At 67.0% G+C, this 15,168-nt stretch carries 11 protein-coding genes, 1 tRNA gene and 1 pseudogene; 3 read left to right on the forward strand and 10 right to left on the reverse strand.

Annotated elements, in window-relative coordinates:
* The first annotated feature begins 17 nt into the window (after nucleotides 1-17).
* Nucleotides 18-347 carry a hypothetical protein gene (locus OG206_RS24585; protein ID WP_327119641.1) on the forward strand — a complete coding sequence of 110 codons (330 nt, stop codon included), beginning with the start codon at nucleotides 18-20 and terminating at the stop codon, nucleotides 345-347.
* Nucleotides 348-531: 184 nt separating this feature from the next.
* On the opposite strand, the gene OG206_RS24590 is transcribed toward OG206_RS24585, so the two are convergent.
* Nucleotides 532-2,343: a bifunctional metallophosphatase/5'-nucleotidase gene (locus OG206_RS24590; protein ID WP_327119643.1), complete on the reverse strand. Its 1,812-nt coding sequence runs from the start codon at nucleotides 2,341-2,343 to the stop codon at nucleotides 532-534.
* Between the two features lie 245 nt (nucleotides 2,344-2,588).
* Between OG206_RS24590 and pyk the strand changes: the two genes are divergently transcribed.
* A complete protein-coding gene (gene pyk, locus OG206_RS24595) occupies nucleotides 2,589-4,022 on the forward strand; it encodes a pyruvate kinase (RefSeq protein ID WP_327119645.1) in 1,434 nt (477 codons plus the stop codon).
* 6 nt (nucleotides 4,023-4,028) lie between these two features.
* On the opposite strand, the pseudogene OG206_RS24600 reads toward pyk, so the two are convergent.
* Nucleotides 4,029-4,818: pseudogene (locus OG206_RS24600) on the reverse strand (helix-turn-helix domain-containing protein).
* 84 nt (nucleotides 4,819-4,902) lie between these two features.
* Nucleotides 4,903-4,986, reverse strand: a tRNA-Leu gene (locus OG206_RS24605).
* A gap of 92 nt (nucleotides 4,987-5,078) precedes the next feature.
* Here OG206_RS24605 and OG206_RS24610 point away from each other — a divergent pair.
* The gene (locus OG206_RS24610) at nucleotides 5,079-5,735 is read left to right on the forward strand and encodes an ANTAR domain-containing response regulator (protein WP_327119647.1); all 657 of its coding nucleotides are present in this window, start codon (nucleotides 5,079-5,081) and stop codon (nucleotides 5,733-5,735) included.
* A gap of 73 nt (nucleotides 5,736-5,808) precedes the next feature.
* Here OG206_RS24610 and OG206_RS24615 read toward each other — a convergent pair whose 3' ends face one another.
* The 7 genes from OG206_RS24615 to OG206_RS24645 form a co-directional block, all read right to left on the reverse strand.
* Entirely contained in the window at nucleotides 5,809-6,525 is a 717-nt protein-coding gene (locus OG206_RS24615; RefSeq protein ID WP_327119648.1) for an ABC transporter ATP-binding protein, read from the reverse strand.
* Nucleotides 6,522-7,466: an ABC transporter ATP-binding protein gene (locus OG206_RS24620; protein ID WP_327122391.1), complete on the reverse strand. Its 945-nt coding sequence runs from the start codon at nucleotides 7,464-7,466 to the stop codon at nucleotides 6,522-6,524. The genes OG206_RS24615 and OG206_RS24620 overlap by 4 nt, the downstream gene beginning before the upstream one ends.
* 5 nt (nucleotides 7,467-7,471) lie before the next feature.
* Nucleotides 7,472-9,208 carry a branched-chain amino acid ABC transporter permease gene (locus OG206_RS24625; protein ID WP_327122392.1) on the reverse strand — a complete coding sequence of 579 codons (1,737 nt, stop codon included), beginning with the start codon at nucleotides 9,206-9,208 and terminating at the stop codon, nucleotides 7,472-7,474.
* A gap of 5 nt (nucleotides 9,209-9,213) precedes the next feature.
* Nucleotides 9,214-10,146 (reverse strand): branched-chain amino acid ABC transporter permease, encoded by a 933-nt coding sequence (locus OG206_RS24630; protein ID WP_327119650.1) that lies wholly within the window; start codon nucleotides 10,144-10,146, stop codon nucleotides 9,214-9,216.
* A gap of 99 nt (nucleotides 10,147-10,245) precedes the next feature.
* Entirely contained in the window at nucleotides 10,246-11,481 is a 1,236-nt protein-coding gene (locus OG206_RS24635) for a branched-chain amino acid ABC transporter substrate-binding protein (protein WP_327119652.1), read from the reverse strand.
* Nucleotides 11,482-12,074: 593 nt separating this feature from the next.
* Nucleotides 12,075-12,545 carry a PaaI family thioesterase gene (locus OG206_RS24640; protein WP_327122393.1) on the reverse strand — a complete coding sequence of 157 codons (471 nt, stop codon included), beginning with the start codon at nucleotides 12,543-12,545 and terminating at the stop codon, nucleotides 12,075-12,077.
* Nucleotides 12,546-12,663: 118 nt separating this feature from the next.
* The gene (locus tag OG206_RS24645) at nucleotides 12,664-14,934 is read right to left on the reverse strand and encodes an FdhF/YdeP family oxidoreductase (protein ID WP_327119654.1); all 2,271 of its coding nucleotides are present in this window, start codon (nucleotides 14,932-14,934) and stop codon (nucleotides 12,664-12,666) included.
* Nucleotides 14,935-15,168: the final 234 nt, after the last annotated feature.

The following is a 15,168-nucleotide window of genomic DNA, read 5'->3' on the forward strand; positions in this document are numbered from 1 at the left end:
GAGCAAGCATGATCAACATGAGGAAGCTCGCAACCCTGTTCGCAGCCGGCGCCCTGTCCCTGATCGCCGCCGCCCCCGCGAACGCCGCAGTCGACAGCCAGTGCGGGCAGTACATCTGCGTGATGACGGCCCACCACAACAGGTTCGTACAGGACATCACCGTCCAGACCAGGGACGGAAACTCCGGCACACTGCGCGCCTACTGGGGAGAATTCCGCTCCGGAAGGGTCGCAGCCGCCAGCCACCGCTGGGCCGTGGGCTACGAACAGGCGAACGCCAGCCTCGTCTGCGGAGCCCTGGAACGCGACGGCCGAGTCATCGAAGACGGCATCTGCGTCACCATCTGAGCCACCCCGCCTGCCCCATGGCCACCACACCGACGGGCAGGCGGGCCACACCCCCCCTCACCTGCGACCAGCCCGGTGCGCCCCAGAGCCGACGCCACGCACGCATCCAGCATCACCCGCACACGCCCCGAAACGCACTGGGTCCCCGCCGGCAGAACCGGCGAGGACCCATCGACGAGCAAAACTAGAACACCGGCACACCCTCACGCGTCAGACGCCAGTCCACCGAAGCGAACTCCGCCGGATCCACCGAACCCTTCGCCTTCACCCAACCGATGATCGTGTTCCGGATCTCATCCGAATTCGCCCACAACTGCTTCGAACCCGGAACATGCGGGAAATTACCCCCGCCACTCGCCCGATAATTGTTCACCGCGAACACGAACTGCGCCGCCGGATCCACCGGCGCCCCCTCGAACGACAACCCCACGATCCGCGACCCGGCCGGCTTCGCGATATCGATGTCGTACGACACCCCCGACACCACGTCATAGTTGTAATCCGGAATGTTCTCCGCATTCGTCAACTTCGACGTATCCACCGGAGCCCCCGCAGCCGTCTGCACGTAGTACCTCGCCGAGAACTCCAGATAGTCCTTCAACTGCGCACCCGTGAGAAGCCGCGCCTCCAGCGTGTTCTCGAACGGATACAAGCCCGCAGCATCCTTGATGGTCACCTCACCCGCGGGAATCGCCGCCGTACGCGAGAAACACGCCGCCTGCGACAGCACCGGCAACGCCGCGTACTCCCCACCCGCCAGCGCCGCCTTCACCGTCTCCGCCTGCACCAGGTTGATCAGATCGATGACCGGCTCGTCCTTCCACGGCGCATCCACCGTCGACATCGCCGCCACCGACGTACCGATCACCTGGTTGACGTACGCCACGACCTTCCTGTGCTCGTCCCCGAGCATCGACGTGATCCGCGCGTCCTCCGCCACCGTGTTCGAATTCAGCACCGAAGCGCCGACCTTCTCGACCACCCAGCGGCCCTTGTCCCACACCAGGTCGAAGTCGAACAACGTCAACCGCTGCCCCCACTTCAACGGCTCCGAGAGAACGACCCGCTTCCCCGTCTCCTTGTTCGTCACGAAGTACTCGGGAATCTCCGAATGCGCGTGACCCACCAGAATCGCGTCGATCCCCGGCACCTGCTCCGCCACCAGACCCGCCGCGTTCTCGACGTACGGCAGCTGATCCCCGTACGACGACGTCCCCGACGAACCCGAATGCGCAGAAACGATCACCACGTCCGCACCCATCGAACGAAGCTTCGGCACCCACTTCGCCGCCTGCTCCTCAAGACCCGGGAACACCATCTTCCCACCGACATTCGCCTTGTCCCAGATCGCGATACCCGGATTCGTCAACCCCAGCACCGCCACACGCACATCACGACCATGCGGCGTACGCACCCGCTTGATCACATACGGCGCGAACGCCGGCCGCAACGTCTTCGCATCCAGCGCGTTCGCACCCAGCAGCGGAAAATCACACTGCTCCTCGAACTTGCGCAACACCGGAATGCCGTAGTTGAACTCATGGTTACCGAGCGCAGCCGCGTCATAACCGATCTTGTTCATCGCCTGCGCCATCGGATGCACCGGACCACGCCGCGCAGTGATCGGATCGACCTTCGCGTAGTAGTACGACAACTGCGTGCCCTGGATCGTGTCACCCGCATCGATCAGCAGCGTGTTGCCGCGCCCCCGCTCCTCACGGATCTCGTTCACCAACGTCGAGATCTTCGCCAGGCCCACATCGTTGTGCGCCTTGTCGTCGAACTCCTTGTCCGTGAAGTAGTCCCAGTTGAAGACGTTCCCATGCAGATCCGTCGTCCCCATCACCGTGAACGAGTACCGCTTCGCCGGACGGCCATGACCGTGCCCACGCGGCTCCGAGGCCGCCGCCGACCCGGCACCGACCCCTCCCGCCAGCGCCACACCGGCACCGGCAACGGCCGACCGGCCCAGAAACGTCCTGCGGTTCAACGGCATCCTTGACTCCTCGTTCGAGCGAACAACGCGCGTAGATTCTGGCCCAGCCCTCACCACCCGCAACACCCCCAACAGGTTTCGATCTGATGACCAGGCCGCCCGGCGCCCCCACCCCACCCCCGCGCGCGCTCATCGGAGCGCGCCGCCGCACAATTCAACAATTGTCAATAGCCAGTCACACAAGGGCCGTTGGAAAGTCATGCAGAGACAAATACCTACCCATAGGTAAGGTCTAGGCTCGAACCATGCGACGAGCAAAAATCGTTTGTACCCTGGGACCCGCAACCGACACATACGAGCAGATCAAGGCACTCGTCGAAGCGGGAATGGACATCGCCCGCCTCAACCTCAGCCACGGCACCTACGTCGAACACGAACAGCGCTACCGCCACGTACGCAAAGCCTCCGAAGAAACCGGCCGCAGCGTAGGAATCCTCGCCGACCTTCAAGGCCCGAAGATCCGCCTCGGCCGCTTCGCCGAAGGCCCCGTACTCCTTGAACGCGGCGACGACTTCACCATCACCGTCGAACCCATGGAAGGCGACCGCCACACCTGCGGCACCACCCACGACGGACTCGCCACCGACGTCACCACCGGCGAACGCATCCTCATCGACGACGGCCGCGTCACCCTCGAAGTCACCGGCATCGACGGACCCCGCGTCCACACCACCGTCATCGAAGGCGGCATGGTCTCCGACCACAAGGGACTCAACCTCCCCGGCGTCGCCGTCTCCGTCCCCGCCCTCAGCGAAAAGGACATCGACGACCTCCGCTGGGCCCTCCGCACCGGCGCCGACATCATCGCCCTCAGCTTCGTACGCACCGGACGCGACATCGACGACGTCCACCGCATCATGGACGAGGAGGACCGCCGCCTCCCCGTCATCGCCAAGGTCGAAAAACCCCAGGCCGTCGACAACATCGACGACATCGTCGCCGCCTTCGACGGCATCATGGTCGCCCGCGGAGACCTCGGCGTCGAAATGCCCCTGGAACAAGTCCCCATCGTCCAGAAACGCGCCATCAAACTCGCCAAGCGCAACGCCAAGCCGGTCATCGTCGCCACCCAGATGCTCGACTCGATGATCGACAACTCCCGCCCCACCCGCGCCGAAGCCTCGGACGTCGCCAACGCCGTCATCGACGGCACGGACGCGGTCATGCTGTCCGGCGAGACCAGCGTCGGCAAGTACCCCGTCGAAACCGTCCGCACCATGGCCCGCATCGTCGAGGCCGCCGAGGAGGACATCCTCGCCAAGGGTCTCCCGCCCCTCACCGACCGCAACAAGCCCCGCACCCAGGGCGGCGCCGTCGCACGCGCTGCGGCCGAGATGGGCGACTTCCTCGGCGCCAAGTTCCTCGTGGCCTTCACCCAGAGCGGCGACACGGTCAAGCGCCTCTCCCGCTACCGCTCCCCGATCCCGCTCCTCGCCTTCACCCCGGACCCGGCCACCCGCGCGCAGCTCAACCTGACGTGGGGCGTCGAGACCTTCCTCGGACCGCACGTGGACTCGACGGACGCCATGGTGGCGCAGGTGGACGAGGAACTGCTGCGGATCGGGCGCTGCAAGAAGGGCGACGTCGTGGTCATCACGGCGGGGTCCCCGCCCGGAGTCGCCGGCTCGACGAACCTGGTACGGGTGCACCACATCGGCGAGGACGACAGCCCGAAGTAGAGGTCGTCAGTACTTCGGCCCGACGTGAGCGTCCATGAGCGCTACGGACGCCCGTCGGGCTACGGAGATGTTGTACTCCTTGCCCGCGCGGGTGCAGTGCGTCCACTCGACACCAAGCTTGTCCAGGGTGTCGGTGTAGAGCCGGCGGATGTCGTCCGAGACATTGGTGAACCAGTACCTCGGATACTCGTATCGCTTGCGCTCTCCGCCGACCACTCGTGTCGTCCAGTTGGTGATCCTGCAACCGTCGGAGTGAACGAGTCCGCGAACGAGCGCCCAGGGGGTCCGCATCGACGAGTTCTTGTTGCCACGCTTCCAGTTCGATCTTCCGTTCGTGCTTCCGGCCCGGTCCGTGTTGCGGAAACAGGCAGGGCAGGTGCTTCGAGTAGACCTTGATGTTGTGGCAGCCGGTCTTGCGTACGCGACACGTGGCGTTGTCAGGAAAGACCCTGCGCATCGACGTTTCCGCCTCGGCTTGAACGCCGGGCCAGGCGTCGTCCAAAGTGATCATGAGGTTCGGCACCCGATGCTGTGAGTACTGGCTGATGTGGCCGTCGCCCAGGTAGAGGCCCAGGAGGTAGACGTAGTCAGACGCCGCGAGCGTGACACCGTCGCATCGATGACAGCTGGGGTTATGTGCGCCCGGACAGGCGTTCCGCTTGGAGCGGTCCATGTGCAGCCAGTACGAAACCGTGCCGCGAGGTACTTGCAGGCGGCGCGCGACTTCCGCGCTCCTGATGCCGGAATTCAGAAGGGCGAGGGCGTTTTGCCGCACTTCCGCGCCATGGAAGATCATGGCAACACTGTGTGTGACGTTCCGAGGCAATGCGTAGCAGAATGCGGATGTTCACGAGAACGTGAGCATCCGCATCGCCTGAAGTGCCGGGTATGGGATTCGAACCCACATGCCCTTTCGGGCAGAGGTGTTTGAGACCTCCGCGTCAGCCAATTGCGCCAACCCGGCGGGGTAGCCGGACAGAAGTGTACCTGGTGACTGCTGGCGGTGGCGGGTAGGTAGGCTGCTCCGCAGCAGTACGCCCCACACCAAGGAGCCCCGTGACCACGCCCGAGTCGCCCCAGCCCGCAGACGCCGCCGACGACGACAAGTCGCACGTCCCGCCGCTGACGACCCGCGTCGTCATCGCCGAGGACGAGGCGCTCATCCGCCTGGACCTCAAGGAGATGCTGGAGGAGGAGGGCTACTCGGTCGTCGGTGAGGCCGGGGACGGGCAGCAGGCCGTCGAGCTGGCCCGGGAGCACCGCCCGGATCTCGTGATCCTGGACGTGAAGATGCCGGTGCTGGACGGGATCTCGGCCGCGGAGAAGATCGCCGAGGAGTCGATCGCCCCGGTTCTGATGCTGACCGCGTTCTCACAGCGGGATCTGGTGGAGCGGGCCCGGGACGCCGGGGCGATGGCGTATCTGGTGAAGCCGTTCAGCAAGAGCGATGTGGTGCCGGCGATCGAGATGGCGGTGTCGCGGTTCGCGGAGCTGAAGGCGCTGGAGGGTGAGATCGCGGATCTCTCGCAGCGGCTGGAGACGCGGAAGCTGGTGGACCGGGCGAAGAGCATTCTGCAGACGGATTACGGGCTGTCGGAGCCTGCCGCGTTCCGCTGGATCCAGAAGACGTCGATGGACCGCCGGATGTCGATGCAGCAGCTGGCCGAGGCGCTTATCGAGGACGCCGAGGAGAAGAAGAAGTCGGCCGAGTAGGTCATCGGCCGTACACGAAAGGGCCCGCCCCGGATGTTCTTCCGTGGGCGGGCCCTTTCGTGTGGGCGGGTGTTCAGTCCTCGCCGAGGTAGGCCTTGCGGACCGACTCGTCGTGGAGGAGGTCGGCGCCGGTGCCGGAGAGGACGACCTTGCCGACCTCCATGACGTGGCCCTGGTCCGCGAGGGAGAGGGCGGCCTGGGCGTTCTGCTCGACGAGCAGGATCGTGGTGCCGGACGCCTTGAGTTCGACGATGGTCTCCATGATCTTCTGCATCATGATCGGGGAGAGGCCCATGGAGGGCTCGTCGAGCATGAGCAGTTTGGGCTGGGACATGAGGGCGCGTCCCATGGCGAGCATCTGCTGTTCGCCGCCGGAGAGGGTTCCCGCGGCCTGCTTGCGGCGTTCCCCGAGGATGGGGAAGAGGTCGTAGGCGCGCTGGATGTCCTTCTCGATGCCGGCCTTGTCGGTGCGGAGGAAGGCACCGAGCTGGAGGTTTTCGGCGATGGTGAGGCGGGGAAAGATGTGGCGGCCCTCGGGGGAGTGGGCGAGGCCGAGTGCCACGATCTTGTGGGCGGGGATCCCCGCGAGGGGCTTCCCGTCGAAGAGGATCCGGCCGCCGGAGGGCTTGAGGAGGCCGGAGAGGGTGCGCAGGGTGGTGGTCTTGCCCGCTCCGTTGGTGCCGATGAGGGTGACGACCTGGCCGGCTTCGACGCTGAAGGAGATTCCCTTGACGGCTTCGATCTTGCCGTAGGCGACCCTGAGGTCTTCGACCTCGAGCAGTGCGGTCACTGGCCTTCCCCTTCTGTGCTGGTGGTGCGCTCCGCCTTGTCGGCCTGGGCCTCGGGGGCTTCGGCCTCGGCGGTGTCCGGTGTCTCCGGTGTCTCTGCGGGGGCGGGGGCGGGGGCGTCGGCGTTCTCGGGGGTGTCCCCTTCGAAGGGTGTGCCGAGGTAGGCGGCGATGACGCGTTCGTCGCCCTGGACGACGGCGGGTGTGCCTTCGACGAGTTTTTCGCCTTGGACGAGGCAGGCGACGCGGTCGCAGAGGTTGAAGATGAAGCGCATGTCGTGCTCGATGACGAGTACGGCGATGCCCATGTCGCGGATGGCGAAGATGAGTTCTTCGGTGACGCGGGTTTCCTGCGGGTTCATGCCGGCGGTGGGCTCGTCCAGGAGGAGGAGGCCGGGGTCGCTGGCGAGTGCGCGCGCGATCTCCAGCTTGCGCTGGTCTCCGTAGGGGAGGTTGCGTGCGAGGTGGTCGGCCTTGTCCTGGAGGCCGATGAACTCGAGGAGTTCCATGGCGCGTGCGTGGGAGGCTGCTTCGGCCCTTTTGAAGCCGGGGCCGCGCAGGAGGGCGGACCAGAGGCCTTCTTTGGTCCTGGTGTGGCGTCCGACGAGGACGTTCTCCAGGACGGTCATGTTGGCGAAGAGGCGGATGTTCTGGAAGGTGCGGGCGATTCCTGCCTGGGTGACGAGGTGGGGCTTGGGCGGCAGGACGGTGCCCTTGTAGCGGACGGTGCCCTCGGTGGGGACGTAGAGGCCGGTGAGGCAGTTGAAGAAGGTGGTTTTGCCGGCGCCGTTGGGGCCGATGAGTCCGACGATCTCGCCTGCGTTGACCTTGAGGTCGACGTCGCGTACGGCGGTGAGTCCGCCGAAGCGCATGGTGACGCCGGAGGCGTCGAGGACGGGCGTCGTGGTGGTCTGGGTGGTGGTCGTTTCGGTGGTGGTCGTCATGGTGTTCACGCCCCCGCCTTCACGGTGCCGACGCCGGATTCGGGCAGTGTGCCTTCGGGTGTGTCGAGTTGGCCGGTCTCGTGGTATTCGAGCTGGGCGCGCCGGTTGGCGATGAGGCCTTCGGGGCGGAAGCGCATGAGCAGGATGAGTGCGAGGCCGAAGCCGAGGAGCTGGTAGTCCTGGAGGAACTGCAGCTTCGCGGGGATCATGTACAGGAGGGTCGCGCCGATCAGGGGTCCGCTGATGGTTCCCATGCCGCCGAGGATGACTGCGGCGAGGAGGAAGGCGGAGTTGGGCGGCACGGGGCCGGCGAAGACGTACATCTCCGGGACGACGGTGCTCTGTACGTGGGCCTGGACGGTGCCGGCGAGGCCGGCGAGGGTGGCGCCGAGGGCGAAGGCGATGAGTTTGACGCGGAAGCCGTTGATGCCCATGGCGGTGGCGGCTGTTTCGTCCTCGCGGATGGCGACCCAGGCGCGGCCGATGCGGGAGCTGCCGGCGCGGCTGAAGACGAGGACCACGAGGATCATCGCGAGCAGCATGAGCAGGTAGTAGTTGGCGTATCCGCCGAGTTCGATTCCCAGGATCGTGTGGGATTCGCCGAAGTCGTATCCGAAGAAGACGAGGTCGGGGATGTTGGGTACGCCGTTGGGGCCGTTGGTGATCTGGGGTCCGGAGACGCCGTCGAGGTTGCCGACGGTGATGCGGAAGATTTCGCCGAAGCCGAGGGTGACGATGGCGAGGTAGTCGCCGCGGAGGCGGAGTGTGGGTGCTCCGATGACGACGCCGAAGATGAGGGAGACGGCTGCTCCGGTGAGGACGGCTGCCCAGAAGGGGAAGTGGACGTCGAACGCGGATGCGGTGGTGCCGGAGACGAGGGCGGCGGTGTAGGCGCCGACGCCGAGGAAGGCGACGTATCCGAGGTCGAGGAGTCCGGCGAGGCCGACGACGATGTTCAGCCCGAGTGCGACGGTCGCGAAGATGAGGATGTTGACCGCGATGAGGGTGAACTGGTCGGTGCTCTGGGTGAAGGGGAATGCTGCGGCGGCCACGAAGGCGGCGGCTACGGCGATGGAGCGGTACTTGGTGGTGAGGGCCGAGAGCCGGGCCATGATGCCGGATTTGAACAGGGCGCCGACGGCGAAGCCCGCGGTGATCAGGTAGCCGGTGAAGAGCTCGGGGGGTTCGATGTCGATGCCGTAGGTGACGACGAAGAGGCCGATTGCGAAGGCTGCGACGATGATGAGGATCTCGGCCCAGGAGGGGAGTTCCTTGGGGCGGGATGCTTTGCGGGTGTCGTCGGGGAGCAGGAGGGCGACGAGGGGGATCGCGGAGGCCACTGCCGCGACGTAGCCGCCGGGTTCCAGGTTGACGACACCGCCGAGTTCGATGGCAATGGCGAAGACGGTGAACCAGGTGGTCGTGAAGGTACCGATGGCCAGGAACTGGAGGGCTTTGGTGGTGCCGGTGGGGGCGATCCAGCGGAGGCCTCGGACGTCGAGGGCGGCGAGTGCGTACAGGAGTACGAGGGCGCCTGAGGTGAGGGTGAGGAGCTGGAGGCCGGCGGGGTAGCCGTAGATAGTGAGGTCGCCGGTGAATTCGCTGGTCCAGGTCCAGGCCATGAAGGTGCTGGCGATGGTCGCGATGCCGCCGAGGGCGGTGAGGCGGCGCAGGCCTGCGGTCCGGGTGCCGGTGTCGGCGGGGGTGGTGACGGCTGCGGTTTTGGTGGTGTCGGTTGTCATGGCTCTCACGCCCGATCCGCGACGCGCTCGCCGAGCAGGCCTTGTGGCCTGACGAGGAGGACGACGATGAGAAGTACGAATGCCCAGACGTTGGCCCAGGCGCCGCCGCCGAGCTGCTGCATGCCGGGGATTTCTTCGATGTAGGCGATGGAGAGGGCTTCGGCGAGGCCGAGGACGACTCCGCCGACCATGGCTCCGTAGATGTTGCCGATGCCGCCGAGGACTGCGGCGGTGAAGGCCTTCAGCCCGAGGAGGAAGCCCATCTCGAAGTTGATCTGGCCCTTGTCGAGGCCGTAGGCGACGGCTGCGATGGCGGCGAACGCGGCTCCGATGGCGAAGGCCATCACGATGATGCGGTCGGTGTTGATGCCCATGAGCTTGGCCGTGTCGGGGTCCTGTGCGGTGGCCTGCATGGCGCGGCCGCTGCGGCTCTTGGCGACGAACATGCCGAGGGCGAGCATGCACAGGGGGGCGAGGACGAGGATGAAGGCGTCGGCGCGCTGGAGGTAGAGGTTGTCGAAGATCTTGAACGACTCGCCCTTGAACTCCGGGAAGCTGCGCGGCTTCTTCGCGTCGGGGTAGAAGCCCCAGACAAGCTGCTGGAGGACGATCGAGAGGCCGATCGCGGTGATGAGGGGTGCCAGCCGTGGTGCGCCGCGCAGGGGGCGGTAGGCGAAGCGTTCCGCGGCTGTCGCTACGGCGACGGAGGCGATGGCGCCTCCGATGATCATGAGGGGAATGACCACCATGAGCGAGGTTCCGCCGGGGAGCGCGAGGTAGGTGGTGAGGGCGCCGAAGCCCCCGATCATGAAGATCTCGCCGTGGGCGAAATTGATGAGCTGGACGATGCCGTACACCATGGTGTACCCGATGGCTATGAGGCCATAGAGCGCGCCGAGTGCGAGGCCGTTCGCCAGCTGTTGCGGCAGTTCGTTCACCGCAGTGCCTCCGATGAGCTTGTCGGATATGACACCGCGCGAGGGCGCTGTTTGCGCCCTCGCGCGGTCAGGAGCGTGTGCTGGGGTGGTGCTGGGTGATCAGTCCTCGAACGTGGCGCTCTTGACGTCCTTCCAGGCGCCCTTCTGGACCTCGTAGACGGTGAGCTGCTTGTTGGTGGTGTCACCGAACTGGTCGAAGGAGACCTTGCCGGTCACGCCGTCGAAGGAGACCTTGGCCATGGCCTCGGTGATCTTGGCGCGGGCGTCCTCGGGGAGCTTGCCGTCGTTGTCGGCGACGACGGCCTTGACGGCCTGGATGATGGCCCATCCGGCGTCGTAGGAGTAGCCGCCGTAGGCCGCGAAGGGGTCCTTGTAGCCGCCGGCGTTGTAGTCCGCGATGAACTGCTTGGCGGTCGGGAGGGCCTCGACGGGGTAGCCGACGGAGGTGGCGAAGTCGCCGTCGTTGGCCTCACCGGAGGCGCTGATGAAGGCGGGGTCGTAGATGCCGTCGCCGCCCATGGTGGGGATCTTGGCGCCGGTCTTCTTGATCTGGTCGGAGAGCAGGCCGCCCTCGGGGTACTGGCCGCCGTAGTAGACGGAGTCGGCGCCGGAGGACTTGACCTTGTCGGCGGTGCTGGAGAAGTCGGTCTCCTTGACGGTGACGTGGTCGGTGCCGACGACCTTGCCGCCGAGGCGTTCGAATTCCGCGGAGAAGATGGCGGCGAGGCCGGCGCCGTAGGTCTGCTTGTCGTCGACGACGTAGACCTTCTTCTTCTTGGCGTCGTTGTAGAGGTACTGGGCGGCGAACTTGCCCTGGACGACGTCGGTGGCGCAGGTGCGGAAGTACGTCTTGAAGACGCGCTTGGAGTCGCCCTTGCCCCAGTTGTCGCCCTGGCTGAGGGCGGGGTTGGTGTTGGCGGGGGAGACCTGGGCCATGTCGGCCTTCTCGAAGACGCCCTGCATGGACTGGGCGACGCCGGAGTTCAGGGGGCCGACGGCTCCGATGACGTCCTTGTTGCCGACGAGCTTGGTGGCGTTGGCCTGTCCGGAGGCGGGGACGGCCTGGTCGTCGAGGGCTTCGATCTTGAACTCGATGCCGGGGACCTCGTTGTTCTTGTTCGCGGTCTTGGCCGCGAGGTCCACGGAGTTCTTGATGCCCTGGCCGAGTGCGGAGAGGGATCCGGTGAGCGGGGCGTCGACGCCGATGACGACGGTGGTCTTGCTGTCGCCGCCCTTGTCGCCCTTGCCGTTGTCGTCGCGCGACCCGCAGGCGGTGAGTGTGAGGGCACCGGTGGTGAGCACTGCTGTGAGGATGATCAAAGAACGGTGTCGCACGAAAGGTCCTTTCCCTGGCGCGGCCTCCTCTGCATGAGGTGCCGTAACGATCGCCGGGCCGTACTGGCCGATACAGGGCCGTGCAGCAGACGCACCCGGCGGCGCGGTGACTGGCCGTGACTCTAAGGGCAGGTGAGGGGGTGCGGGACGGGTCCGCTGATGATGTGACTGTCTTGTTATGCCGTGGGGAAGGCTTGGTGGTCACTGTGTGGACATGTACCGCTTTCCGGTGGGCGGCGAGGTGACCGCATCGTGAGAACGCGCAGCTCTGCTAAGGGGCTTGGGGCGATCTTGGTGCTGTCACGCGAATGGGGCGCATGGGGCGCGGGGGGTGGCGGTGTGGTGGGTGCGCGCGCGGTGCGTGAGCTTTTTCGTGTATTGCACACATGTTACGGAGTGTTACATCCGTGGGAGGTGTTTGAAGACACGGTGGGGCGGTGTGGTCGGTGAAGTGGCTCATGGAAGGACATGGGCGGTCAGGGGTGTTGACCGTGTGTGTCCGCCAACTTCGGTGTTTTGCTTCGGATATGGGTCTGCCCGGTCCGGAATGCGGTGCGTTTCCGGCCGGGCAGTGGGGTGTTGGGAGGGGGCGGTCAGCCCGCGTCGGGGCGAGGTGCGTCGCGGAGCAGGCAGGTGAGGCGGGCGGTGCAGACGCGCTTGTCGTGCTCGTCGGTGATGACGATCTCGTACGTGGCGGTGGTGCGGCCGCGGTGGACGGGGGTGGCGACGCCGGTGACGAGGCCGCTGCGGGCGCCGCGGTGGTGGGTGCAGTTCAGGTCGACGCCGACGGCGATCCTGGAGGCGCCGCCGTGGAGCATGGTGCCGACGGAGCCGAGGGTCTCGGCGAGGACGGCCGAGGCGCCGCCGTGGAGGAGTCCGTAGGGCTGGGTGTTGCCTTCGACGGGCATGGTGCCCACGACGCGCTCGGCGGACGCCTCGACGATCCTGACGCCCATGCGCTCGCCGAGGTGTCCGGCGGAGAAGAGGGCGGGGAGATCGACCCCGAGTGCCGCGTACTCGTCGATGATCTCCTGGGGGAACGTGGGTGCGGTGTGCTCGCCCATGGGTCCGGCTCCGATCGTGTGCTCGTCCGTTGCTGTGTGCACTGTTCTTATCAGACCGCTGAGCGTGCGCTTAGGGCTGTGGGTGCCCGGGGGCCCGGTGCCGGGCCCCCGGGGGGCGTCAGGCGGTCTCGAACCGGACGACGACCGACTTGCTGGCGGGGGTGTTGCTGGTGTCCGCGGTCGCGTCGAGCGGGACGAGGACGTTCGTCTCCGGGTAGTAGGCGGCGGTGCAGCCCCGTGCGGTGGGGTAGTGGACGACCCGGAAGCCGGGGGCGCGGCGCTCGACGCCGTCCTTCCACTCGCTGACGATGTCGGTGTAGGAGCCGTCGGCGAGGCCGAGGGTGCGGGCGTCCTCGGGGTTGACCATGACGATGCGGCGGCCGCCCTTGATGCCGCGGTAGCGGTCGTCGAGGCCGTAGATCGTGGTGTTGTACTGATCGTGGGAGCGCAGGGTCTGGAGCAGCAGCCTGCCTTCGGGGAGTTCGGGGTACTCGACGGGGGCGGCGGTGAAGTTGGCCTTGCCGGTGGCGGTGGGGAAGCGGCGTTCGTCGCGGGGTGCGTGGGGGAGGGTGAATCCGCCGGGCCTTGCGACGCGGGCGTTGAAGTCCTCGAAGCCGGGCACGACGCGGGAGATGCGGTCGCGGATCGTCCCGTAGTCCTTCTCGAAGTCCTCCCAGGGTGTGGTGGACGCGGGGCCGAGGACGGCGCGGGCGAGGCGGGCGACGATCGCGGGCTCGGAGAGCAGGTGCGGGCTCGCGGGGGTGAGGTTGCCGCGTGAGGAGTGGACCATGCCCATGGAGTCCTCGACGGTGACGAACTGCTTCCCGCCGGCGGTCACGTCCTTGTCGGTACGGCCGAGGGTGGGCAGGATCAGGGCGCGGGTCCCGGTGACGGCGTGGGAGCGGTTGAGCTTGGTCGAGACGTGGACGGTGAGCCGTGCGCGGCGCATCGCGGCCTCGGTGACGGTGGTGTCGGGAGTGGCGGCGACGAAGTTGCCGCCCATGGCGAAGAAGACCTTGGCGTCGCCGTCGCGGAGCGCCTGGATGGACCGCACGACGTCGTAGCCGTGGTGGCGCGGCGAGGTGATGCCGAATTCCCGGTCGAGGGCGTCGAGGAAGGCGGGGGCGGGGCGTTCGAAGATGCCCATGGTGCGGTCGCCCTGGACGTTGGAGTGGCCGCGTACGGGGCAGACCCCGGCGCCGGGCCTGCCGATGTTGCCGCGCAGGAGGAGGAAGTTGACCACTTCGCGGATGGTGGGCACGGAGTGCTTGTGCTGGGTGAGGCCCATGGCCCAGCAGACGATGGTGCGTTTCGACGCGAGGACCATGGTGAGCGCCCGCTCGATGGTGTCGCGGTCGAGGCCGGTGGCGGTGAGGGTCTCGTCCCAGTCCGCGGTGCGGGCTGCCTCGGCGAAGTCCTCGTATCCGTGGGTGTGTTCGGTGATGAATTCGGTGTCGACGGCTCCGTCGGCCTCGATGATCATCTTGTTCAGGAGGCGGAAGAGTGCCTGGTCGCCGCCGATGCGGATCTGCAGGAACAGGTCGGTGAGGTCGGCGCCCTTGAGCATGCCGCGGGCGGTCTGCGGGTTCTTGAACCGTTCGAGGCCGGCCTCGGGCAGCGGGTTCACCGAGATGATCTTCGCTCCGGCGGCCTTGGCCTGTTCCAGGGCGGACAGCATTCGGGGGTGGTTGGTGCCGGGGTTCTGGCCGGCGACGATGATCAGGTCGGCCTGGTGGAGGTCCTCGAGGCTGACGCTGCCCTTGCCGATGCCGATCGTCTCGGTAAGGGCGGAGCCGGACGACTCGTGGCACATGTTGGAGCAGTCGGGCAGGTTGTTGGTGCCGAACTCCCGGGCGAAGAGCTGCAGGAGGAAGGCGGCCTCGTTGCTGGTGCGGCCGGAGGTGTAGAAGAGCGCCTCGTCGGGGGAGGAGAGCGCGGTGAGTTCCTCGGCGATGATCGCGAAGGCGCGCTCCCAGGTGACGGCCTCGTACCGGTCGCCGCCTTCGGGCAGGTACACGGGCTGGGTGATGCGCCCCTGCTGGCCGAGCCAGTAGCCGCTGCGGGTCGCCAGATCGGCGACGGGGTGGGCGTCGAAGAAGTCGGGGGTGACGCGGCGCAGGGTCGCCTCCTCGGCGACGGCCTTGGCACCGTTCTCGCAGAACTCGGCGGTGTGCCGCTTGTCGCCCTCGGGCCAGGCGCAGCCGGGACAGTCGAAGCCGTTCTTCTGGTTGACCTTGAGGAGGGTCTGCGCGGTGCGTCGCACGCCCATCTGCTGCTGCGCGATACGCAGGGTGTGGGCGACGGCGGGCAGTCCGGCGGCGGCGTGCTGGGCCTCTTCGACCTGCGGGGCGTCCTGGACCGGGTCACCGGTCGGGGGCTTGGTGGCCATGGTGCTCCCCTTCGAGCGCTTGCGGGCGCGCGTTCGTCCAGGCGCGTCCTGGCACGTCCACCCGCGCTTCCACTGTCCTTCGATCCTGTCATGCAGGCGGGCCGGGGCACCCGGCGGGAATGGGAAGCGGGCGGCAGGGTCCGGCCGGTGCGCGTGACGGTGGGGGCCGAGCGGCGCCCGAGCCGGGGACGAGCGGCGGCCGGTCCGGATTGTCGGTGGTACGTGGCAGGATCG

Source organism: Streptomyces sp. NBC_01341 (assembly GCF_035946055.1).
Lineage (GTDB): Bacteria > Actinomycetota > Actinomycetes > Streptomycetales > Streptomycetaceae > Streptomyces.

Coding starts and splice junctions, on each gene's coding strand:
- OG206_RS24645 (WP_327119654.1), bottom strand. CDS start 14,934: ATGGCCACCAAGCCCCCGACCGGTGACCCGGTCCAGGACGCCCCGCAG.
- OG206_RS24620 (WP_327122391.1), bottom strand. CDS start 7,466: ATGACGACCACCACCGAAACGACCACCACCCAGACCACCACGACGCCC.
- OG206_RS24625 (WP_327122392.1), bottom strand. CDS start 9,208: ATGACAACCGACACCACCAAAACCGCAGCCGTCACCACCCCCGCCGAC.
- OG206_RS24590 (WP_327119643.1), bottom strand. CDS start 2,343: ATGCCGTTGAACCGCAGGACGTTTCTGGGCCGGTCGGCCGTTGCCGGT.
- pyk (WP_327119645.1), top strand. CDS start 2,589: ATGCGACGAGCAAAAATCGTTTGTACCCTGGGACCCGCAACCGACACA.
- OG206_RS24585 (WP_327119641.1), top strand. CDS start 18: ATGAGGAAGCTCGCAACCCTGTTCGCAGCCGGCGCCCTGTCCCTGATC.
- OG206_RS24640 (WP_327122393.1), bottom strand. CDS start 12,545: ATGGGCGAGCACACCGCACCCACGTTCCCCCAGGAGATCATCGACGAG.